The organism is Agrobacterium vitis (genome assembly GCF_037039395.1).
Taxonomy (GTDB): domain Bacteria; phylum Pseudomonadota; class Alphaproteobacteria; order Rhizobiales; family Rhizobiaceae; genus Allorhizobium; species Allorhizobium vitis_E.
The window spans coordinates 1,644,391-1,665,350 of sequence record NZ_CP146242.1 but is presented as its reverse complement, the minus strand read 5'-3'; the positions used below and the strand labels follow the sequence as shown (position 1 = coordinate 1,665,350).

The window sequence follows — 20,960 nt, the reverse complement described above, 5'->3', positions numbered from 1 at the left end:
GATTTGATCGTTTAACCCTCACCGGCGCCTTTTTGCGTCACGACCTGCGGCTCTCTGCGGCCCCATAGAGGCTCCCCGCCGGAACAGATCGATGACATGACCGAAATCACCTTGAATGTTCTGCCGATTTTCCTGCTGATCTTTTCCGGCTGGGCGCTGGTGCGCAGCCGGTTCCTGAACGTGGATATCGGCGACGCCTTAAGCGAATTTGTTTTCAAGGTCGCGGTGCCGGTTCTGCTGCTGCATACGATTACCCAGGCTGACTTTCAGGGCGCATCGCCTTTTCGGTTGTGGATTGCCTATTTTGCCGGAGTGGGTGTCACCTGGACCATCGGCCATCTCGTGGCGACGCGGGTTTTCGGCCGCGACCAGCGAATCGGCGTGCTGGCCGGGGTATCCTCAGCCTTTGCCAATAATGTTTTCATCGGCCTGCCTCTGGTTAGTCGCATGCTTGGCAATGACGGTATCGTTGCCCTCTCCATTCTGCTGGCCGTGCATCTGCCTTTGATGATGGTGATCGGCACAGTCTTGATGGAACATGCCGAGCGCCGGGAAAGCGGGATGCAATTGCGGGGAATGCTCGCCGTCCTGCGCCAGGTCGGGCGCAATCTTGTCACCAATCCACTGGTGATTGGCCTTGCCATCGGACTTATGGTGCATGTGATCGGCCTGCCGATCCCCGCGACGATTGAGACCGTGCTCAGTCAGATCTCCGCCATGGCCGGTCCGGCGGCGCTGATTTCGCTGGGCATGGCGCTTACCAAATATCGTGTCACCGGCAATGTTGGTATTGCCAGCGTTACCTCGGCCCTGAAATTGGTCCTGATGCCCGCATCCGTGTGGATGGCCTGCCACGTTCTGCATTTGCCGCATGAATGGACTATGGCGTTGGTGCTGACGTCTTCCGTGCCGACGGGCGTCAATGCCTGGCTGATCGCCAATCGTTTTGGGGTCGGCCATGCCCTGGCCGCCTCCACCATCACCATTACGACTGCGCTTGGCGTGTTTTCCGTCACGTTCTGGGCGTGGCTGCTCGGCGCATGATACGAAGGCTTTGCGTATAAAGCCAGAATTGGAGCGCTATAAAAAGCTCAGGCCAGATCGGCGATCCGCCAGTAAAGCGCTTCTGCGGGTAGGGCGTCTTCCTGCGGCGCTGCTAGCGCCAAAGTCGGGGCAGTATAATCCTCCGGTTCAAGCTCCAGAACGTCGGTGTACCCGGCTGTTTCAAGCGTGACATCGTCGCTCAGGGCATAAGGCTGGCTTTCGGATAAGGTTTCTGCTGCGCTGCCGCCGTCTTCTTCCGCTGATTCCTCATCCTCGGAAGAGCCGTCACGCCGATGCTGGCCGTTGTTGTCCTGATGCGCGTCGTCATCGTCCAGAGCCTCGACGGCATCCACACTCTCAGTCTTGCCGCGACCGGGTTCATCCTGAACCGCCAGATAGCTTACCACCGGAAACGGCACGAAGGGCGGCACCTGCAAAACCGTTGCATGCACTATGGCCTGTGCCCCGGCGAGCGATAGAACCGCCTGTTCACGGGTAATTTCTTCTTGCCGTACGGAAACCAACTCCGCCTGCGCTTCGCCGGCTGGTGTCTGGTTTGCCGATGCATTTGCCTGCATCTGGCTTAAACGCCTGTGGTTTGTCTCCAGCAATGCAGCCTGGTTGGCGCGGGCATCGGCATTGATCGCAGGGTGCAGATCGTTCTGTTCATTCTCCTGCATATCTTCCGTCTGGAAAAACATTTGGCGCAAATCCGTGTCGGCATCCTCTTCCGGCATCGCCGGGGCTTGGAGTGATGCTCCGGTTACATCCATCCAGCCCTTCAAAGACAGCACGGTGGCGACCATTGTATCAATGCCATCACCGTCGGTGCTGCGGCGCGGGATGGGGTCCCGGTGATTATCCTGCAAGGGAGCCGGCGTGGTGAAAGCTCCATAGGCTCGGTTGGTGGCTTGTGTCGCCAGGCCGTCCATCTGGGCCTCCCGCCCGGTCTGAGCAAGGCTTGTGGCAAGGGGCGGTGCTGCGTTATTTCCCATCGCTACGGCTACGGGCGTTCCGGTCATTCCAGAGGTTCCAGTCTGGCCATTGCGGTCGAAAGCTGACGCTTTCAAGCCTGCCTCCGTGGCAGCTTTGGCCGCAAGTCCCGTGCTTGTTTCCTCCGGCAGGTCATCCATGCGGGTCATAACCGTTTCGGATTCTACCATATTGCCGGCAATTGACCTGTTGTCCGTAGCTGGTGCTGCGCCTGTCGTTGCCGTTTCGTTTGTCACCAGCGCCATTGCGGCAGAAAGCGCTTCAGGGCGGATAGCTTGCAAAGGCGTCTGGCGCCCTGCCACTTCAGGGTTTGCGGGCGCTTGCGCCGAAAGGCTGCGAGGGGCCGGAGTTTCCTCCACCTGCGAAACATCAAGCACGGGTGTGGATGACGTGCGGTTCGTGGCGACGTCTTCCGGTTGCGGCGCAATTGGTGCGGTTTGAGCAACGACTGCCGCCTGCTCGGCTTGCGGTTGCGCGGTAGAGGCCGCCGCGCCTTGCGCTGCGAGTGCCGTGGTTACGGGTTGTCCCGCAGCCGGGCCTGAAGGTCGCTCGCTTGACCCGGCAGATGGCACGGGTTGCGCTGTTGCCGGATTTACCGTTTGCGGTGCCGCTGTCTGGCCCGATGCTGGCGGCGCCCCGGCGGATTGAGGCGGTAGAGGGCTGGATGGGCTGGCGCCATTTTGGCTATAGGACGACACCACGTTCAAAGCCTTCAGGTCACCGCTGTTGTTGCGTTTGATTTCCATATAGGCGGATAGCAAGGCTGCTTCCGGGCCATCGGTATTTTGTAGAACCCGCAACAGGACCTCGATCTGCAATCCTTTCAGGGCTTGGGTCAGCTGTGTTTGCAGCCGTGCTCTTTGGCCGTCGTCCAGATTGGCAAGGGCTGTCGCGAAGCGCTGGGCAAAGGCTGCGTCGGTTTCGCCGGGATCACGCTTCAGCCCGATTGACTGGCCGACCAGATCGGCGATTTCCGCCAGATCCGTCTGCACGCTTTCCCGGCTGTTGAGCAAGAGGTTGTTGATGCGTCCGGCAATCGCCGAACCGCCCTCCCGGTCCACCCGGATCATGCTATCGCTCGTCAAGCCGCCCATGGCCGTTTCGGACAGGGCGGCCTCGGTGGCGCTGTCGTGAAAATTTGGCGCAGTGCGCGATAATGCTTGAACGGGAGGCAACATAGCATATCCCTTTTTGCAAAAGATCCTGGCCACCAGGGCCGGGCCGTGCAATCCGGAGTTTAAGGGCAGAGTGTGCTGGAAAGCCGCTCATGCGGCTTTGATATCGGCTGCCCCGGCCAGAGCCTGATGCATCGGACCTGAAACCCGTTGCACCCCAGCTACGCGGGATTGCATCGGACGCCGTGCAAGGCAGTTGCGAATCACCTTATCAGGATAGAATGGCTGTACATGGTTAACAATATGTTAAAGCTCTGATTTGCTCGTCTCGGAGAGAGTGTTTCGCCGTAATCCTTTCTATCTACTGGTTAATTTTCTCCGTAAATCGATTCCGGTTTCGGGAATTATGAAGTAGCATACACCACACCATAACCCTGCCCGATTGCAACATGCCGGTGAGCCTGATGAGCCGTATCAATCTGATCCTGAACACCGATAGCTACAAGCTGGGGCATTTCCTGCAATATCCTCCCGGAACCCGGGCGGTGAGCGGCTATATCACCACGCGTGGTGCGTCCCTGCGACCGGAAGTGGTGTTTTTCGGCTTGCAGATGTTCTTGAAGGAATATCTGTCTCAGCCCATTACCCAGGCCGATATTGATGAAGCGCAGGAGCTGGCCGCCCTGCATGGCCAGCCTTTCGACCAGGCGGGCTGGCACTATATTCTTTCCGTCCATGGCGGATTTCTGCCTTTGCGCATAGAGGCGTTGCCAGAGGGAAGCTTCCTGCATCGCGGCGTGCCGATGGTGCAGGTGGTCAATACCGATCCGGCCTGCTTCTGGTTGCCCTCCTATATTGAAACGGCGCTGTTGCGAGCGGTGTGGTATCCGTCCACGGTCGCCAGCTCGCTTCGCCATGTGAAGCAGACTTTGAAGCCCTTCCTCGATAAAAGCTGTGATGACCCGGCGGACGTTATCGGCTCGCGGCTGTTCGAATATGGCGCGCGCGGTGCAGCCAGCCTCGAACAGGCCGGACTGGGCGGTGTGGCCAACCTGCTGCATTTCGACCACACCGATACGCTGGAAGCCGTGCTCTACGCCCGCCGCTATTATGGTGCTGCCATGGCTGGCCTTTCGATTCCGGCTTCGGAACATACGACCATGATTGCCTGGGGCCAGGACCAGGAAGTGCAGTCCTTCGCCAATATGATCGACCGGTTCGGCGATTATCCGGCCTATTCGGTGGTTTCGGACAGCTATGACATTCACAATGCAGTGTCCGAAATCTGGGGCAAGACCCTGCAACAGAAAGTGCGCTCCAAGCCTGGCAGGCTGATCGTGCGGCCCGATAGCGGTGACCCGATCGATGTTCCGGTCCAGACGGTGGCCCAGCTCGCCTACCAGTTCGGCACGCGGTTGAATGCCAAGGGCTACAAGGTTCTGGATGACAAGGTGCGGGTCTTGCAGGCGGATGGCGTGTCGCTGCGCGATATCACCATGATCCTCGGTCGGCTGGAAGCCATGGGCTTTTCGGCGGAAAATATCTCCTTCGGCATCGGCGCATCGCAATTGCAGAAGGTCAGCCGCTCCACCTATTCCTTCACGATGAAATGCAGTGCCATCATGGACGGGCAGGAGCGCTGGCGTCCCATTTCCCGCCGTCCGGTCACGATGCAGGAACGCCTGCCGGAACCTGGGCGTCGCGCCGTCATCGTGGAGGGAGACGAGTTTGCTTCCATTGCTTTGGAGGATCTAGGCCGTCGCACCAATCATTTGCAGCCGGTTTGGGAAAATGGCCGTTTGCTGAAAGAGTGGAGCTTTGACGAAATCAAAGCAAAAGCCCGGATGCCGCATCGCATGGATATGTGATGCGCTGGTGTGAATCGGTGATCAATTCTGAAGTGTCTTTGGCGTTTCTGCTTCAAACGGTGTCGGGCAGGAACATACGATAGAGACCATTGTCGTCGGCAAGGAAACCCGAAGGACGCTCGATGGCCGGTGTCCCGTCCTCCTCGCTTGAGGACATGGCATCGAGCCAATTGGCCGGCAGTCGCTCTTCTTCCTTGACGTCGTCTGCCTTGATCTCGGCAATTTCCTCGATCATTTCCTCAGAAAGTGGCGGAATTTCCTCCCTCGGCAGCTGGCGTTGAGGGGTGGAGAACAGAAACCCGATCTGCTGGCTGTCGTCATGTGCCGCTCCGAGCCGCACAGTCCGTTCCACAGGATAGGCCTGGGCGGAAGGCGCGGAGGAAAGCAAAACACCGTCTCTCGCAATTGATGCAGTATCCATCATGGTCACACAGGTCAGGCGCACATGGCTTCATCCATGGTCGCTACGGCTTCAGCTTGAACGGGCAATGGCTTGGATGCGCACACATCGTTGCGCCCGGCCTGTCCCATCGATCTTTGGCAACCGGCTCGAGCTTTCGTCCGTTTTGCTGCCAGGGCAAAAGCTAGGCCGAAATCTTTAAGGAAATACTGATGAAACCGACATTGCCGGAAAGATATATTTTACCTTGATGGTCTCAATGCCTCGTCGAAATCTCCCCCCATGGGCTGCGAAAAACCAGGGGCGGCCACGCTTGCAACAGCGCCCGTTTTTGATAGGCATGGAGCCAACAAGGAAGAGGTGGTTCCCATGACGATCACGCTTTATGGCATCAAGAATTGCGACACGATGAAAAAGGCGCGGACCTGGCTGGAGACGGCGGGTATCGATTATGCTTTTCACGACTACAAGGCCAAGGGCATCGACCGCGCCAGCCTCCAGGCCTGGAGTGCCAAGCTTGGCTGGGAGGTGTTGCTGAACCGGGCGGGTACGACGTTCAAGAAAATTCCCGATGAAGCCAAGGCCGACATGAGCGAGGAAAAGGCGCTGGAGCTGATGCTGGCCCAACCTTCAATGATCAAGCGCCCGGTGCTGGACAAGGACGGGGCGCTGACGGTGGGCTTCAAGCCGGAGCAATATCAGGCTGTTTTCGCGAAGGCCGGTGCTTAACTTTCGATCCTATGGTCCAGGGTGCACATCGCTGTAAAGAGGCAAACAATGTCGAAATCCACCCGCGCCACGCTGGCAATGGAAAAGGCTGGTCTTGCCTTTACCGTGCATCACTACGATTACGATCCGAACGCTGAGCGTATCGGCCTGCAAGCAGCGGAAGCGATTGGCGAGGAGCCACGCCGGGTGTTGAAAACGCTGATGGCGGAGGTGGATGGCAAGCCGGTCTGCGTCGTCCTGCCCTCCGACCAGGAGGTCAGCATGAAGAAACTGGCCGCCGCCATCGGCGGTAAACATGCTGCGATGATGAAGCCTGCCGCTGCCGAAAAGCTCACCGGCTTTGTCGTCGGCGGCATCAGCCCTTTCGGTCAGAAAAAACTGGTGCCGACCGTGATCGAACTGTCGGCGCTGACTGAGCCGCATGTCTATCTCAACGGTGGCCAGCGTGGCTTGCAGGTCCGGTTGGAGCCGAAGGCGGCGCAGGCCGCGCTGAATGCCATTGCCGCGCCTGTTATTGCCTGAAGGTTGATTGGCTGACGTTAGTTTTTCTAGCGGTGTTTTTCGCCTTCAATTCTGTAGGAAATGGCCTATCTCTGTCTCGTGATCATGTGGGTCTTCAGCTCACTGCCGATCCAGTGCCGGTGGGGCTGGATGACGCAGCCAGAAGACCTGCGGCCTCTGCGCGATTGAAAAGCGCAGGCGCTTTCGTTTCGAAAACCAGGAAAAAATCTATGACCCTGCCTGATGTCTCAAATTCCATCGATCCGGTAAAGCTCGACAAACTGGCCGAAGTGGCCGTCAAGGTCGGCCTGCGGCTGGTGCCGGGCCAGGATCTGGTGATCACCGCGCCGCTGAACGCGCTGCCGCTGGTGCGCAACATCACCCACCATGCCTATATGGCCGGTGCCGGTCTGGTGACGACTTTCTATTCGGATGAAGAGACGACGCTGGCCCGCTATGCCCATGGCTCGGATGCCAGTTTCGATCGAGCTTCCGGTTGGCTTTACGAGGGCATGGCCAAGGCCTATGCGGGGGGTGCTGCGCGGTTGGCGATTTCCGGCGACAATCCCATGCTGCTCGCCAGCCAGGACCCGGCCAAGGTGGCGCGGGCCAACAAGGCCAATTCAATTGCCTTTAAGCCTGCCTTGGAGCCGATTTCCAATTTCGACATCAACTGGAATATCTCGTCCTATCCCAACCCGTCCTGGGCAGCACAGGTGTTTCCGGATCTGCCCTTGGATGAGGCGGTGAAAAAGCTGGCGGATGCGATTTTTGCCGCGTCCCGGGTCGATCAGCCCGATCCGGTCGCTGCCTGGATGGCCCATAATGGTGAGTTGGCCAAACGGTCGGCCTGGTTGAATGGCGAGCGGTTCTCCAGTCTGCATTTCACCGGCCCCGGCACGGATCTGCGGGTTGGCCTGGCAGATGGTCACGAATGGCACGGAGGCGCCTCCACGGCCAAGAATGGCATTACCTGCAATCCGAATATTCCGACAGAAGAGGTGTTCACCACCCCGCACGCGCTGAAAGTGGAGGGTGTGGTCTCCTCTACCAAGCCGTTGTCGCATCAGGGCACGCTGATCGACAATATCCAGGTGCGGTTTGAAACGGGCCGGATCGTCGAGGCCAAGGCATCGCGCGGCGAGGAAGTGCTCAATAAGGTCTTGGACACCGACGAAGGGGCGCGGCGTCTCGGAGAAGTGGCGTTGGTGCCGCATTCATCGCCGATTTCGGCGTCCGGCATCCTGTTTTACAACACGCTGTTTGACGAAAACGCCTCGTGCCATATCGCGCTTGGCCAGTGCTATTCCAAATGCTTCCTGGACGGAGCATCGCTGACGCCGGAGCAGATCAAAGCCCAGGGCGGCAATTCGTCGTTGATTCATATCGACTGGATGATCGGTTCCGACAAGGTCGATATTGACGGGGTGAAAGCGGACGGCACAACGGTGCCCGTGATGCGCAAGGGCGAATGGGCCTGAAAATGCATTCGGCCTGCGTTTAATAAACGCAGGCCGGTTTCATCCAAATAGAGCATCGGACCGAAACGTGAGAACGGTTTTCGGATCACTTCGATGCGGAAACAAGAATCTATGAGCGACGCGCACCATATATATGGTGCGCAAAATTCGCTGTAAAATTTTGAATTTATTGCAAAATTCTTCAAACCGATTCCGGTTTAAAGAATTATACAACAAAGCGTATCAGCCCTGTCTGGCCTTACGGTTGGCATAACGCTGATCGCGTTGCGCCTTGCGGGTGGCTTCATCTTCAAGCAAACGGGAAATTCTGGCTTTTTCAGCGGCGTCGCGGGCATCGGCTTCAGCCGTTGCCTCAGCGGCAATCGCCGCTTCCCGTGCAGCCGTTTCGGCTGCAAGCCGTTCCTGTTCCTGCAATTTTGTCTGTTCGCGCTCGGCGCGCCGCGCTTCTCTGGCCTCGGCTATCGCCTGGCGCTCTGCCTGGCGGGCGAGACGGGTTGGTTCCGACGCTTCCTGTGCGGCCTTATAGGCCTGAAGGAGAGCGGCCTTTGCGTCGGCAGCGGTGGTACGGCGGTCGACGACTTCATTTTTCCGGCTATTTTTCAAAGAGATGTTCCAGTTGTAGATAGGGCCTGCAAATCAGGCTTTTCGGGTCGTTTTGGCAGCAGTCGCGGCGTCAGCCATCTGCTGGTCCTGCAATTCCTTGGCAAGCCGCGCTTCACGCAGCCTAAGGGTTTTTTCTTCACGGGCAAGCACGAGCGAATCCTGTTCTTCCACGGCACGACCGCGCGCGAAGAACTGCGACTGCTCCTTATCGAAAGCGATTTCCGCCTGCTGACGTGATTTACTATAGTTTTCTGTCATGAGGTCGCGCCTTTCTGGGTGGCAGCGCCGCGTGCCGGGCATGGCGCGCAAAAAACGCTACGACATTCAGCGCCGTGTACATCCAGATGTACGTGAGGCCGCTGTGACACTTTATTACGAAGGCTCAAAGATGCGGTTCACATCCTCGCCCTGAAGACATGCAGATATCTCAAAGACAGCAAGGACTTGAGATGTTTGCAAAAAGGCAGGAATTGCCATCTTCACGGTCTCTTCGCATTGCATCTGCTGCATATTTCATGTGTGACCCGAGCCGGGCGCAAGACGTTATGCAACAGGAAATCGTGTGAGCGCGGTCTGCGACGGCGCGGCAGGCAATAAAAAAGGCCAGGCAAACTGCCTGACCTTGGTTGGATCATGCTCTCAACAATGCCAGTACATCCGTGGTCAAAGGAAAGCAGAACCCTATATTAAGCAGCCTGGAGATTGCATGCCGACATCTTGCCGGACTTGTTGTCGCGTTCCATGTCGTAGGCAATCTTCTGGCCTTCGACGATTTCACGCATACCAGCGCGTTCAACAGCAGAGATATGCACGAATGCATCCGGGCCGCCGTTGTCAGGCTGAATGAAGCCGAAGCCCTTAGTGGAATTAAACCATTTAACTGTGCCAGTGGTCATGATGAACCCTTTCATAGCATATTGAGTGACCACAGCGCAAAACGCCGTGGATGAGGATAGCGATTTTTGAAAGGAAGGTTCGTTCAGGGCGCGGTGCTAATTGCGCGGTAACCAAAGCTCAGCAAGCAAATATCGATGACCAATAGATACCCCCTAAAGGTAAGCATGTCAACCAAAGCTTTGAATTTATTATGATCCGCCCTTATTCGGGGCCATGTTCAAGGGGTCCAAAGCCTTGTATCCGCACCGTAATCCCTGTCCGCGCGACGTCGCGTTCAAACGTCCATTCTGTCGCTCGTCACGATGCTGTTTGCGCCCTTTTGGTTAGAAAAGACTACCCTGTCCGGCGGGTGGCTCCGATTTTTTCGGCGATTTGGGCAAGGGATTCGGTTTTGCCGGGGCTGAGGTTGTCGTGGTAGCAGTGGCTTGCGGCGAAGGTGACGCCTTATCGCCATCACCGGTCACGGCGGAAACCCGGCCATCGGCAAATTCGATGGCGATGGCGCGCCCATCCTCAAGACCCGCCGCACGCGAGAGGGGCCGGTCATCCTCTCCACGGATCACGGCATAGCCGCGCATCAGGACATTCTTGTAGGACAGCGATTGCAGCATCCGGTCATGGGCCGAGACCGTAGAGCGGGCGCGGCGCAGATCATTGATAACAGCGCTGTCGGCCCGGCGCGAAAAGCTGTCCAGCCGGTCTCTCGAGCGTCCCGTTTGCGCCTTCAGCCGGGCTGGAACTGCCGTCAATGTTGCATCGATCCGTCCGAGATGGGCTTTTTGCCGCTCGATCAGCCGCTCGATAATTCGGTCGGCAAGGGCGGTGCGTTCGTTGACCCGCTGGCGGCGTTCCACCAGGCGGCGCACCAGCATATCCGGTGACAATTTGGCGGCGGCCCGCTCGAAGCTTTGCCGCTTGGTCATGGTATTGAGTTCCAGACTACGGCCAAGACCGCTGGCGGCCTCATCGAAACGACGGCGCGGCAACGCCAGCAACTGATCGAGAGAGGGCAGGGCGCGGGCCAGTGCCCGCAGGTTCTGGCGGCGATGATCCATCTGGCGGTTGACGGCGCCTGCCAATCGGGCGGCAAGCCCGGCCAGTTGCGCTTCCAGATCCGCCTTGACCGGCACCGCCATTTCAGCCGCCCCTGTCGGTGTCGGCGCCCTGACATCGGCGGCATAATCGATCAGTGTCCAGTCCGTTTCATGGCCGACCGCCGAAATCAGCGGAATGGCGCTGGCCGCCGCCGCCCGCACCACGGCTTCGTCGTTGAAGCTCCACAGGTCTTCCAGGCTGCCGCCACCGCGCGCGACGATCAGCACATCCGGCCTCGGGATGGCACCATCAGGCTGAAAGGCATTGAAGCCGTTGATAGCATTGGCAACTTCGTCGCCGGAGCCCTCGCCCTGCACCTTGACGGGCCAGACCAGCACATGCACCGGAAAGCGGTCGGAAATCCGGTGAAGAATGTCGCGGATGACGGCGCCGGTGGGCGAGGTGACGACACCGATCACCTTTGGCATGAAAGGCAGCAATTGCTTTGCAGCCGGATCGAACAGGCCTTCCGCTGTAAACCGGCGCTTGCGCTCCTCGATCAGCGCCATCAGGGCGCCAGCACCGGCCGGCTCCATCTGCTCGATGACGATCTGGTATTTGGATGAGCCGGGAAAGGTGGTGATGCGGCCCGTGGCGATCACTTCCATGCCTTCTTCTGGCCGGTATTTCAGCTTGGAAAACGATCCCTTCCAGACCACCGCGTCGATCCGCGCCTTGTCGTCCTTGAGCGAAAAATAGGCATGCCCGGAGGAATGCTGGCCTCGAAAACCGGAAATTTCGCCGCGCACCCGCACCTGATCGAAGGCGGTTTCGATGGTGCGCTTGATCGATCCGGAAAGCTCCGAGACGGAAAATTCGGTCAGATTGCTGGGCTGGTCGTCGTCAAAGAAAGAGGCCATGACAGTGTTTTATCCAAGCTTGCAAAAAAACGCATCTGTTTTTGGAAAGAAGTAAACAGGCTTTGTTCGGGCCGTTTTCATGGGCCAATCGTTAACTCTCGGGTGGCAATATGCCTGATATCACGATTTGTCTGTCATACGGGATCGCATCCATGACCTTTCTCATCGCCATGGCAATTGGCATCGCCACCGCAACGACCAGAAGCATCCTGGCAATTGTTGCGGTTTCGCTGGTGCTTTTGACCGTGGGGCTGGTCATGCTGGCTCTTTCACCTGCGATGACGGCGATGGATCTGCTGACGGCCCTGATTGCCTATAATGTCGGGCTGATCGATTGCCTGATGGTCTCGCTCGCCCTGTCACAGCGCAAGATCGCCTGACCTCACTATTCGTTTGTAAACTCTATCCGTTCACGGCTGCGGCTTGACCAAAAAGATCCGCAGACCGGACTGGCTGTCGGCTGCAAGCGGCTGAAGATAATCGGGCACTCTGTTGCGGTTCAGATCCGCATAAAGCCCGTCGGGCTTCAAGGCGATTAACTGGCGGGTTTGCGAATCGGACGGGCAGAAGGCGAGAATGCCGACATGGGCACCCATCAGGAAAGAGCGGGCGTCCGGCGGGGTCGAGAGGCCGATATGCAGTTCCGTCAACATGCCTGCCTGGTTGCGATGATAGGGCGCGGTCAATATCCGGTGTGGGGTAAAGCGCAGGATGGACGTGCCGCTTTCTGAGGGTGCGGCAACCGTCGTCGGCGCTAAACTCGCCAATTGGACAAGAGCATTTTCAGATGAGCAATCGCGGCTGGCATTCTGGGATGCTGGGCCGGAGCGAGTCTGTAGTTTTAGTCGTGCCGTTCCTTCCACGGCAAGGGTGCCTGCGACCGCCCACACGGAAGGAACCGACAGAAGAATGCTGGCGATATAGGCAAGGCTTGAGAGAATGCGGGCTGGTCGCAGCATTGCACGCTCGCGCAGATCGGCAATCAGCAGCGCGAGCGGCAGGATCGGGATCAGGTTGGAAAACATTGCGCCGCGCACCTGGATCAGCGCGACACCGACGCTGACCGCTAGCAAGAGCGCCAGCGCCAGATGCGCCTCCACCTGGTTTTTTCGCCAGACCTGGGTAAGGCAGACCAGCAGCCCGAACAGGCCGACAGCGTAAAAGCCGCCGAGAGTTCCCGGCTCCTGTTGCGCCATGGCAATGAATGAACGAGCTTCGCCGACATTGTTCAGCCACAGCGTCACCAGCATCGGATCGAGATTGGCGAGCGGGTTGCCGAGGCATTGGGGCGCGACAATCAGAGCGGAGAAACCGACGCTTGCGCCGATCACCAGCAGCAGGAACAGCCGAACACCGGCAGGAAACCGGCTGGCAAAGGCGGCAGCGGAAAACAGCAATCCGCCGCCAATGGCCGTCAGGGCGTAAAAGCCGAATGAGAGATTATCGCAGGTGACCGTGCGATAGGATTGCGATGGCACGGTTGCCACAAACAGCAACGTAACCGACAGCGCCAGACTGAGAGAATAGGCCATGGCGCAGGCCCGCATCGCTTTGCCATGCCAGGCCCAGAGCAGGGCGACGATAGCGCAGGCCGTGGCAATCAGCGGTGTGGTTTCCGCGCCGATGGCCAGCGCCAGAGCCGCCGCCGCACCGGCCAGCGCAAACCATGTCGATGAGCGCGTTCCATTCTGGGGCCTAGTCTGAGCCCCTGGCGCGGCGGTGGAAAGCACGGCGGTCAGGAATGCGATCAGGGCAATCTGGACATTGTGATGATCGATTGAGCCGGGCAGGAAACGGTTGGATGTCAGAAGATAAAGAGCGCTCAGGCAAAGCGCCAGATGCATCGCCACTCTGCCGCCCAGCGCCCATCCGGCAGCACCGAGCGACAGCATGACCGGCACGGTCCAGAGCAGCGGCCAAATGGCGAGGGCAACGGCTTCGGCTGTGTGCGGCGCCAGCCAGATACCCGCCAGCCGGATCAATGCGGCAATCGGCCAGTCAATCAACCGCGACCAATGCATCAGCGTGCCGGGCGCCAGGCCCAGCCGGTATTGCATCATGTCGAACCAGCCCTGACCGGCAAGATAATCCCGGACTTCGACCAGCCGCATGGCATCGTCATTGTCAGCGCCGACATAATCCTTGGCAAAGGGCAGCGTCGTTGCACAGATGGCGACGATGACCAACAGGCAATAGCCCAGCATGACCGGTAGGAGGCGCGGCGGGGGGGTATGCCCTGTCACAAGGGAAGAGAAAGGAAGAGAAGAACTGGACGTCATCGGTATTTCCGGTTGTTCGGGGCCTCCCGTTTCGGGGAGATGCGACCAAGATTCTTCGATTGTTCGGCTTGTCCGAAACCTAGCCTTAACCTTCTCAAGAAATAGTAAAATCTCAAGGAGCCGCGTTTCGGTTGCCCGAACATGTGTATCGAGTAAGTTCATGGGCCAAACACCAGCATCGGACGTGGCGGTCCTTATTCCCTGCTATAACGAGGCTGGCACCATTGCCTCTGTGGTGCGCGGTTTCCGTACCGCCCTGCCGCAGGCGCGGGTCTATGTCTATGACAACAATTCCACCGATGGTACGGCGCTGGCCGCCATGCTAGCGGGCGCCGAGGTGTTGCAGGAACGACGGCAGGGCAAGGGCCATGTGGTGCGCCGGATGTTTGCCGATATCGATGCCGATATCTATCTGATGGCCGATGGCGATGGCACCTATGCGCCGCAGGACGCAACGGCCTTGATCCATCTGCTGATGGAAGAGCGCGCCGACATGGTGGTCGCCACGCGCCGCAATGTCCACAATGACGCCGGACGCCAGGGGCATGCGCTTGGCAATCGCCTGTTCAACAGGCTCTATCGCTTTCTGTTCGGGCCGGGCTTTACCGATATTTTCTCCGGCTACCGCGCCTTCTCGCGCCGCTATGTCAAAACCTTTCCGGCAGTGTCGGGAGGCTTTGAAATTGAGACGGAAATGTCCGTCCATGCCTCGCGGCTGAAATTGCCGGTGGTGGAACTGGAACTTGACTACGGACGCCGGCCCGAAGGCTCCCATTCCAAGCTATCGACCTTACGCGACGGTGCAAAAATCCTCTGGATGTTCGCCATGTTGTCCAAGGAGACGCGGCCATTCGCGACGTTCTCGGCGCTGGCCGGGCTGGTCCTGGCGATAAGCCTCGGTTTCATGGCACCGGTTCTGGGCGAATATTTCACCACAGGCCTCGTCTCGCGGCTGCCGACCTGGGTTCTATCTGTAGCGCTGCTGTTGATGAGCCAGCTATTGTTTACCGCGGGACTGATCCTGGATTCGCTGTCGCGGGCGCGGGCCGAGCATTTGCGGCTTTCCTATATCGCCTTGCCCGCCTTTATCGCTCCTGAAAACCCGGCCTTGTCAGCGGCTGATCCTGCCATCGATCCGGCTCGGTCGGCTGCGGATGCTGCATGAAGAAGCTGGTCCGTTTTGCTCTGGTCGGCAGCGCGGGATTTGCCGTGGATGCCGGGCTTTTATGGCTGCTTCTGTCTTACAGCGCTCTCGGCCCCTTGCTGGCCCGCGCCCTTGCCATCCTGGCGGCCCTGTTCGTCACCTGGCGGCTTAACCGCGCCTTCACCTTCGGCGCGTCCCGGCGAAGCCTCGCCGTCGAGGGCTTTCGCTATGGCTCGGTCGGGGTGGTTTCGGCGCTGGTCAATTACGGTCTTTATGCCGGGTTGTTGGTCGCCATCCCGGCACTCAATCCTTTCGCGGCGCTGGTTTTCGCATCGCTTGCCGCGATGGCTTTCAGCTTTTTCGGCTATTCGCGGTTTGTATTTCGCCGTTGAAGCACTGAGATCGGTTTTGTCACACCGGTTCCCAACCGTCCTTTTCGCTGGCCCTGTAGATCGCATCGATAAAGCGCTGGTTGGCGCGGGAGTTTTCCAGCGTCACGACGTTGCTCTCTTCACCCCGGGCTGCCTTGGCAAAGGCCTCAGCCTCCAGACGGTATTGGCGGCTGTCGGGAAAGCGGAAGATTTGCGATTCGCTGTGGTTGCGGTTGGTCAGTTCCAGCTCTTCCGCCCCCCAGCGGTCGGCATTGAACGGTGATTTCACCTCGATAAACCCTTCATCGCCATGAAACACCATGGTCTGGCGGGCCGCCATCTGGGTGGCGATGTAAAAACTCATTTCGAAACTGCCGAAATCGGCTTTGACGCTGGAATAGATGTCGGTGCCGAATTCAGCATCGCGTTCCGTCACCGCCTGTACCCGCACCGGCTCAAGGCCTGTCACGAAGCGAGTGGTAATGGTCGGATAGACGCCGATATCCGGAAGCGCGCCGCCGCCGAGTTCCGGGATATTGCGCATATTGCCGGGGTCGCGGTTGAAGTAAGTGAAAGACCCTTGCACATGCCGCAACTTGCCGATGGCGCCATCGGCCAGAAGGGCACGGACCTTGTGCCAGACAGGCGCATAGGTGACCATGAAGGCTTCCGAAATCAGCACCTTGTTACGGTCGCGCGCGGCGATCAGGCTGTCGATGTCCTCCGCCTTCAGGGCAATCGGCTTTTCGCACAGCACATGCTTGCCCGCATCGGCGGCCTTGATCGTCCATTCCACATGCTGGGCGGTCGGCAGGGGAATATAGACAGCATCGATCAGGTCGGAAGCCAGCATGTCTTCATAGGACCCGAAGGCATGCGGTACGGAAAAGCGGTCTGCCATCGCCCGGGCCTTGGCAAGGTCACGGCTGGCAATGGCGCTGACCACGGCCCCTTCCGCATCCTGAATGGCGGGAACGACCAGTTCACGGCCAATTTTCGCCGTCGATAAAATTCCAAACCGCAGCATGACTTTTCCTCCGCAAATCGTATTTCGGTAGACGACACATAACGCCTGTGCCCGGATTGTGAACAGGGCTTGGTTGTCATCGGCGCAGTAAGCGTTACTTTCCTGTCGAATTTTCCATTTCGGACTTTCATGGAGACCTGTCATGCAGAAACGAAATCTCGGCCGCTCCGGTCTGGCGATCGCCCCCGTCGTGTTCGGCGGCAATGTGTTCGGCTGGACGGCAGACGAGCAAACCTCGTTCACGCTGCTCGATGCGTTTTTCGATGCCGGCTACAATGCCATCGATACGGCGGATGTGTATTCGCGCTGGATAGACGGTCATTCCGGCGGCGAATCTGAAACCGTGATTGGCAAATGGCTGAAACAGGGACATGTCGCGCGCGACAAGGCGGTGATCGTCACCAAGGTCGGCATGGATATGGGCCAGGGTAAACCGGATCTTTCCGCCAAATGGATTGTCGAGGAAGTCGAAAACTCCCTGAGGCGGCTCCAGACCGATTATATCGATCTCTATCTCTCCCATACGTTCGATGCCGATACGCCGCATGAGGAAACGCTGGGCGCTTATGCCAGGCTGAAGGATGAGGGCAAGATCCGCGCCTTCGGCTGCTCGAATTTCGATGCCGCCCAATTGCAGGCATCCTTCGATGCGGCGGCCAAGGCGGGCCTGCCGCGCTATGATGTGATCCAGCCGGAATATAATCTCTATACCCGCGAGAAATTTGAGGGGTCGCTGGCGGAGCTTTGCATGCGTGAAGACATCGGCGTGATCAGCTATTACGCGCTGGCAGCAGGCTTTCTCACCGGCAAATATCGCCAGGCGCAAGATGCCGAGGGCAAGGCGCGCTCCTACCGCGTCACCACCTATCTGAATGACAAGGGCCACCGTATCCTCGACGCCCTGGACGCGGTCGCCGCCGAGACCGGCACAACGCCTGCTACGGTGGCCATTGCCTGGGTGGCAGCCCGCCCTGGAATTACCGCACCCATCGCCTCGGCGACCAGCCTGACACAGCTTGAAGCGATGGTCAGGGCTGGGACGCTTGAATTGTCTTCAGCCCAGATGCAAAGCCTGAATGAGGCGGCATCAGCGTAGCAAGGCATGCAGGGCATCAATAAGGGGAAGGTTCTGTAGCCTTCCCTGCTCAACTCCGGTGCCGGAAGAAGTCTACGAAAGCGCGCAGCGCCGGACGCATCTGGCGGCGGGTTGGGTAATAGATATAGAAACCGTCGAAGGGCGGGCACCAGTCTTCGAGGACGCGGATGAGCCTGCCCTCGGCAACATCCTGTTTCACCCGCTGGTCGAAGACGAAGGCCAGCCCCGCCCCGCCGAGTGCCGCCAACCGGATCAGCCGTTGATCGGCAAGGGTGAGGATGCCGGGAACATCGACCACCACCGGTCTGCCATCCTTTTCCAGTCTCCCATCGATAGAGTCTGCCGCTGGAAAAACGGCGGCGAATACAGCGGTGCTCCATCAGGTCGTGGGGATGCCGGGGCAGGGGATATCGTTCGAAATAACGCGGCGATCCAACGATGGTGCCGCGGATCGGGTCGCTGGCCCTGACGGCCACCATATCCGCCTCCAGATGCTCGCCCAGCCGCAATCCAGCATCGAAACCTTTCTCGACGATATCCTCGAATACGTCATTGGTGCTCAGTTCCAGCTGAATATCGGGATACAATCGTAGAAAGTCGCCAAGCCTCGGCACGAACAGGTCTTCTGCCGCCAGATGCGGCATGATGATCCTGAGCGGCCCGGCGGGATGGGGCTTGTGTTCCGCCAGCAACTCAAGCGCCGTACCAATCTCGGCCAGAGCGGGCGCCAGCTTTTGCAGCAATTGCCGTCCCTCCTCGGTCGGAGCAACGCTGCGGGTGGTGCGTGCCAGCAGCCGAACGCCAAGGCTTGTTTCCAGCGCCGACACTGCATGGCTGACAGCGGAAGGCGCAATGCCCAGTTCTTCCGCCGCCTTCCTGAAGCTTGATGTTTCGGCCACCGTTGCCAGCACGGCCAGTTGGGATAGTTGAATCCTGTTCATTGTTCTATTTGTTAGAACAGTGCCTGCGCATTTGCATCCATTATCTTTCGGGGCAAAGGCGGTATTTTGTCTCTGAGCGTTGCTGCGATTCATAGAATCGCAGCAACGCTCCAGCTCTTTGTTTTGCGCATTTCCGGTTGGCAAAACCGGTTTCCACTTTTCCTGGAAATGCTCTATCGCTCCTGATTGAGAAGGTGAAGACCATGAAAACCCGACAACTCGGCTCCGACCTGTCCGTCTCCGCCATTGGCCTTGGCTGCATGGGGATGAGCCATGCCTATAGTCCGTCTACCGACGAAAGCGCTTCGCTTGCCACCCTGGCGCGGGCCGTCGAGCTTGGCGTGACATTCTTCGATACGGCTGAAGTCTACGGGCCGTTTACAAATGAAATCCTGGTCGGCAAGGGATTGAAGACCTATCGCGACCAGGTGGTGATTGCCACCAAGTTCGGTTTCAAGATCGATCCGGCGCAATCCTCACAGAATGCCATGGTCGGGCTCGATAGCCGGCCTGCGCATGTGAAAGCAGTGGCCGAAGCCTCGCTGCAACGGCTCGGCATTGATGTCATCGACCTTTTCTACCAGCATCGTGTCGATCCCGATGTGCCGATTGAAGAGACGGTCGGGGCAATGGCCGATCTGGTGAAACAGGGCAAAGTGCGCGCTCTTGGCCTGTCGGAAGCCAGCGCCGAGACCTTGCGCCGCGCCCATGCCGTCCATCCCATCGCCGCCATTCAGAGCGAATATTCCCTCTGGACCCGTGACCCGGAGGAAAACGGCGTGCTGGATACCTGCCGTGAACTGGGTATCGGCTTCGTACCCTTCAGCCCGCTCGGACGCGGCGCGTTGACCGGTGCATTGAAAAACCTCGATGGCCTCTCCGACACCGACTTCCGCCGGGGCCTGCCACGCTTCCAGCAGGAAAATTTCGACGCCAATCTGGCGCTGATCAAGGCGCTTGAAGACATGGCCAAGGCAAAGGGTGTGACAGCCGCCCAACTGGCCCTGGCCTGGGTGCTGGCGCAAGGTGATTTCATCGTGCCGATTCCGGGAACGACGAAAATAGCCAATCTGGAAAAGAATATCGGTGCCGTCGATATCGTCCTGAGCGAGCAAGATGTCGCGGCCTTGGGAGATCTGTTGTCACCGCAGAAGGTGGCTGGCGGACGCTATCCCGAAAAAATGGCGGCGATGGCCAATAAGTAATTCAGTCAGATCGCCTGATGAAAGCATCTCCCCGGCATGGGTTTGTTGTCGGGGAGATGAAGATTATGAAAAGGCCGGATCAGCCCTTGTAATGCTTGCCATGGCGCAGCGGCGGACCATTATCCAGCGCCTTTGGCGTGGATGGCGGCATATAGGCGAGCTTCAGCGAGGCAAACGTTGCACCGAGATTGACGCCAAGCGTGCTTTCCAGCGCGATAGGCTGCAAGGCGACCGAGCCTTGGAAGCCACCCATCAGCAGGTTAACCGCGCCGCCAAACCCAACGGCGGCATTGGCGCTTGTACCGCCATAGCTGCCTTGCAAGGCGCCTTCCACCAGCCGGCCCGGCGCATAGACCGCCCATGCCATTTTACCGCCCTGCACATAACCGAGATCGATGCCGATCTTGCTGAGCGTGCCCTGGTAATATTCGACCGGTGCCGATGTGGTCGGCTTGAATTCGCAGGTCAAGTCGCGGCTGGAGCCGACGACCGCACTAATGCCGGGGCTCATTTCGCAGGTGAGCATGCCAACCTGCACCGCGGCTTTGGCGCCCGTGGCGCCCAGCGGAACCGCGAGGGCGGTGATAAGCGCCACCGCAGAAAGCTTTGCGAGCGATGATTGAGCGAGCGATGACATGAGTTTCTCCTTCATGGATAAATGCCGTGATCCAGCCTAATCGTATAATTCAGGCAGGATCGTGCTGCCGTTAGAAGTCTCACGGTAAATTTTTGTTCCCGTTTGGCGTTCGTCAAGGCCATCGCAGGTTTTTGATTGAGACCGACATTTGCTAGGATGGGGACTCAATCATATCCATGCAATAACAGTTGAAACGAGAGCGATTGCGGCAAGCTAGTTTATAGCGAGACGGTCGTATCTGGTTGCGATACCTCTCCAGTTTTTGAGGCGGCAGGACAGGCATGCGATGACGTTTCTGCGTCGATAGGCTTTTCGATCCACAGGGTATGGTGTTTTACATGCAGCAGGCGAAGGGATCACGGCCTTGATCTTATATCTGGCAAGCCATCCTCGCAGACTGTCGGCGTCATAGGCCTTATCAGCCAGCAACCGCTTTGAGGGCCGCGTGGCCCCAGCAGCGGAATGGCCATCTTGATGTCGGCAATGTTGCCCGGCGTCAGGCTGAACGCGACCGGTCTGCCACGATCATCGGCAGCCAACCTTCAGAACATGAAGACTGCCCGAAATCACGCGCCGGTCATCGACACGCCGAGCCCCAGGCTGGTTCTTGGGTAGGTGCGGTTCAATGGCGTTCCACGCTTCATCTGAAAGCCAGAAAAGATCACGCATCATCT

Annotated in this window: 19 protein-coding genes and 2 pseudogenes; 10 read left to right on the top strand and 11 right to left on the bottom strand. The window is 58.6% G+C overall.

The genetic code is table 11. The features are described 5' to 3' along the window. Positions 1-96: 96 nt before the first annotated feature. Positions 97-1,044 carry an AEC family transporter gene (locus V6582_RS10455; protein ID WP_156631226.1) on the top strand — a complete coding sequence of 316 codons (948 nt, stop codon included), beginning with the start codon at positions 97-99 and terminating at the stop codon, positions 1,042-1,044. 47 nt (positions 1,045-1,091) lie between these two features. Here the strand turns inward: V6582_RS10455 and V6582_RS10450 are convergent, their stop codons facing one another. Further along, entirely contained in the window at positions 1,092-3,215 is a 2,124-nt protein-coding gene (locus tag V6582_RS10450) for a hypothetical protein (protein ID WP_156631225.1), read from the bottom strand. Between the two features lie 401 nt (positions 3,216-3,616). On the opposite strand from V6582_RS10450, the gene V6582_RS10445 reads away from it, so the two are divergent. After that, positions 3,617-5,020: a nicotinate phosphoribosyltransferase gene (locus tag V6582_RS10445; RefSeq protein WP_234889619.1), complete on the top strand. Its 1,404-nt coding sequence runs from the start codon at positions 3,617-3,619 to the stop codon at positions 5,018-5,020. Positions 5,021-5,072: 52 nt separating this feature from the next. Here the strand turns inward: V6582_RS10445 and V6582_RS10440 are convergent, their stop codons facing one another. Further along, a complete protein-coding gene (locus V6582_RS10440) occupies positions 5,073-5,441 on the bottom strand; it encodes a hypothetical protein (protein WP_156631223.1) in 369 nt (122 codons plus the stop codon). A 348-nt stretch (positions 5,442-5,789) separates the two neighbouring features. On the opposite strand from V6582_RS10440, the gene V6582_RS10435 reads away from it, so the two are divergent. The 3 genes from V6582_RS10435 to V6582_RS10425 all read left to right on the top strand — a co-directional run bounded on the left by V6582_RS10435 (position 5,790) and on the right by V6582_RS10425 (position 8,131). Beyond that, positions 5,790-6,149 (top strand): ArsC family reductase, encoded by a 360-nt coding sequence (locus V6582_RS10435; RefSeq protein ID WP_156631222.1) that lies wholly within the window; start codon positions 5,790-5,792, stop codon positions 6,147-6,149. A gap of 48 nt (positions 6,150-6,197) precedes the next feature. Continuing rightward, on the top strand, positions 6,198-6,671 hold the full coding sequence (gene ybaK, locus V6582_RS10430; RefSeq protein WP_156631221.1) for a Cys-tRNA(Pro) deacylase: 474 nt from the start codon (positions 6,198-6,200) through the stop codon (positions 6,669-6,671). Positions 6,672-6,880: 209 nt separating this feature from the next. Next, a complete protein-coding gene (locus V6582_RS10425) occupies positions 6,881-8,131 on the top strand; it encodes an aminopeptidase (RefSeq protein ID WP_156631220.1) in 1,251 nt (416 codons plus the stop codon). 222 nt (positions 8,132-8,353) lie between these two features. On the opposite strand, the gene V6582_RS10420 is transcribed toward V6582_RS10425, so the two are convergent. The 4 genes from V6582_RS10420 to xseA all read right to left on the bottom strand — a co-directional run bounded on the left by V6582_RS10420 (position 8,354) and on the right by xseA (position 11,586). Further along, positions 8,354-8,734, bottom strand: a complete 381-nt coding sequence (locus tag V6582_RS10420; protein WP_156631219.1) for a DUF6481 family protein — start codon at positions 8,732-8,734, stop codon at positions 8,354-8,356. A 33-nt stretch (positions 8,735-8,767) separates the two neighbouring features. Continuing rightward, positions 8,768-8,992 (bottom strand): hypothetical protein, encoded by a 225-nt coding sequence (locus V6582_RS10415; protein WP_156631218.1) that lies wholly within the window; start codon positions 8,990-8,992, stop codon positions 8,768-8,770. A 428-nt stretch (positions 8,993-9,420) separates the two neighbouring features. Beyond that, complete coding sequence (locus tag V6582_RS10410) at positions 9,421-9,630, bottom strand: cold-shock protein (RefSeq protein ID WP_025427963.1); 210 nt, start codon at positions 9,628-9,630, stop codon at positions 9,421-9,423. Positions 9,631-9,954: 324 nt separating this feature from the next. Continuing rightward, positions 9,955-11,586: an exodeoxyribonuclease VII large subunit gene (xseA, locus tag V6582_RS10405; protein ID WP_156631217.1), complete on the bottom strand. Its 1,632-nt coding sequence runs from the start codon at positions 11,584-11,586 to the stop codon at positions 9,955-9,957. Positions 11,587-11,738: 152 nt separating this feature from the next. On the opposite strand from xseA, the gene V6582_RS10400 reads away from it, so the two are divergent. Next, positions 11,739-11,966: a hypothetical protein gene (locus V6582_RS10400; protein WP_156631216.1), complete on the top strand. Its 228-nt coding sequence runs from the start codon at positions 11,739-11,741 to the stop codon at positions 11,964-11,966. 30 nt (positions 11,967-11,996) lie between these two features. On the opposite strand, the gene V6582_RS10395 is transcribed toward V6582_RS10400, so the two are convergent. Beyond that, positions 11,997-13,865 (bottom strand): hypothetical protein, encoded by a 1,869-nt coding sequence (locus V6582_RS10395; RefSeq protein WP_156631215.1) that lies wholly within the window; start codon positions 13,863-13,865, stop codon positions 11,997-11,999. Positions 13,866-14,025: 160 nt separating this feature from the next. On the opposite strand from V6582_RS10395, the gene V6582_RS10390 reads away from it, so the two are divergent. After that, positions 14,026-15,030 carry a glycosyltransferase gene (locus tag V6582_RS10390; RefSeq protein ID WP_156631214.1) on the top strand — a complete coding sequence of 335 codons (1,005 nt, stop codon included), beginning with the start codon at positions 14,026-14,028 and terminating at the stop codon, positions 15,028-15,030. After that, positions 15,027-15,401: a GtrA family protein gene (locus V6582_RS10385; RefSeq protein ID WP_156631213.1), complete on the top strand. Its 375-nt coding sequence runs from the start codon at positions 15,027-15,029 to the stop codon at positions 15,399-15,401. Before V6582_RS10390 ends, V6582_RS10385 begins: the two co-directional genes overlap by 4 nt. Positions 15,402-15,420: 19 nt before the next feature. On the opposite strand, the gene V6582_RS10380 is transcribed toward V6582_RS10385, so the two are convergent. Further along, a complete protein-coding gene (locus tag V6582_RS10380; protein WP_156631212.1) occupies positions 15,421-16,407 on the bottom strand; it encodes a Gfo/Idh/MocA family protein in 987 nt (328 codons plus the stop codon). A 142-nt stretch (positions 16,408-16,549) separates the two neighbouring features. Here V6582_RS10380 and V6582_RS10375 point away from each other — a divergent pair, with 142 nt between their 5' ends. Beyond that, a complete protein-coding gene (locus V6582_RS10375) occupies positions 16,550-17,503 on the top strand; it encodes an aldo/keto reductase (protein ID WP_156631211.1) in 954 nt (317 codons plus the stop codon). A gap of 49 nt (positions 17,504-17,552) precedes the next feature. Here V6582_RS10375 and V6582_RS10370 read toward each other — a convergent pair. After that, positions 17,553-18,444, bottom strand: a pseudogene (locus V6582_RS10370) (LysR family transcriptional regulator). 203 nt (positions 18,445-18,647) lie between these two features. On the opposite strand from V6582_RS10370, the gene V6582_RS10365 reads away from it, so the two are divergent. Then, positions 18,648-19,649: an aldo/keto reductase gene (locus tag V6582_RS10365; protein WP_156631209.1), complete on the top strand. Its 1,002-nt coding sequence runs from the start codon at positions 18,648-18,650 to the stop codon at positions 19,647-19,649. 79 nt (positions 19,650-19,728) lie between these two features. On the opposite strand, the gene V6582_RS10360 is transcribed toward V6582_RS10365, so the two are convergent. Together V6582_RS10360 and V6582_RS10350 are read right to left on the bottom strand one after the other, a co-directional pair. Beyond that, positions 19,729-20,286: a DUF992 domain-containing protein gene (locus V6582_RS10360; RefSeq protein ID WP_234889618.1), complete on the bottom strand. Its 558-nt coding sequence runs from the start codon at positions 20,284-20,286 to the stop codon at positions 19,729-19,731. Between the two features lie 528 nt (positions 20,287-20,814). Then, positions 20,815-20,955: pseudogene (locus tag V6582_RS10350) on the bottom strand (transposase); the annotation flags it as partial. Between the last annotated feature and the right edge of the window lie 5 nt (positions 20,956-20,960).

Bases quoted from the DNA above. Each gene is read 5' to 3' on its own strand.
- V6582_RS10450 (WP_156631225.1), bottom strand. From the start codon at position 3,215: ATGTTGCCTCCCGTTCAAGCATTATCGCGCACTGCGCCAAATTTTCAC.
- ybaK (WP_156631221.1), top strand. From the start codon at position 6,198: ATGTCGAAATCCACCCGCGCCACGCTGGCAATGGAAAAGGCTGGTCTT.
- V6582_RS10385 (WP_156631213.1), top strand. From the start codon at position 15,027: ATGAAGAAGCTGGTCCGTTTTGCTCTGGTCGGCAGCGCGGGATTTGCC.
- V6582_RS10380 (WP_156631212.1), bottom strand. From the start codon at position 16,407: ATGCTGCGGTTTGGAATTTTATCGACGGCGAAAATTGGCCGTGAACTG.
- V6582_RS10360 (WP_234889618.1), bottom strand. From the start codon at position 20,286: ATGTCATCGCTCGCTCAATCATCGCTCGCAAAGCTTTCTGCGGTGGCG.
- V6582_RS10440 (WP_156631223.1), bottom strand. From the start codon at position 5,441: ATGGATACTGCATCAATTGCGAGAGACGGTGTTTTGCTTTCCTCCGCG.
- xseA (WP_156631217.1), bottom strand. From the start codon at position 11,586: ATGGCCTCTTTCTTTGACGACGACCAGCCCAGCAATCTGACCGAATTT.
- V6582_RS10435 (WP_156631222.1), top strand. From the start codon at position 5,790: ATGACGATCACGCTTTATGGCATCAAGAATTGCGACACGATGAAAAAG.
- V6582_RS10410 (WP_025427963.1), bottom strand. From the start codon at position 9,630: ATGACCACTGGCACAGTTAAATGGTTTAATTCCACTAAGGGCTTCGGC.
- V6582_RS10375 (WP_156631211.1), top strand. From the start codon at position 16,550: ATGCAGAAACGAAATCTCGGCCGCTCCGGTCTGGCGATCGCCCCCGTC.
- V6582_RS10395 (WP_156631215.1), bottom strand. From the start codon at position 13,865: ATGACGTCCAGTTCTTCTCTTCCTTTCTCTTCCCTTGTGACAGGGCAT.
- V6582_RS10455 (WP_156631226.1), top strand. From the start codon at position 97: ATGACCGAAATCACCTTGAATGTTCTGCCGATTTTCCTGCTGATCTTT.
- V6582_RS10445 (WP_234889619.1), top strand. From the start codon at position 3,617: ATGAGCCGTATCAATCTGATCCTGAACACCGATAGCTACAAGCTGGGG.
- V6582_RS10390 (WP_156631214.1), top strand. From the start codon at position 14,026: ATGGGCCAAACACCAGCATCGGACGTGGCGGTCCTTATTCCCTGCTAT.
- V6582_RS10425 (WP_156631220.1), top strand. From the start codon at position 6,881: ATGACCCTGCCTGATGTCTCAAATTCCATCGATCCGGTAAAGCTCGAC.
- V6582_RS10365 (WP_156631209.1), top strand. From the start codon at position 18,648: ATGAAAACCCGACAACTCGGCTCCGACCTGTCCGTCTCCGCCATTGGC.
- V6582_RS10400 (WP_156631216.1), top strand. From the start codon at position 11,739: ATGACCTTTCTCATCGCCATGGCAATTGGCATCGCCACCGCAACGACC.
- V6582_RS10415 (WP_156631218.1), bottom strand. From the start codon at position 8,992: ATGACAGAAAACTATAGTAAATCACGTCAGCAGGCGGAAATCGCTTTC.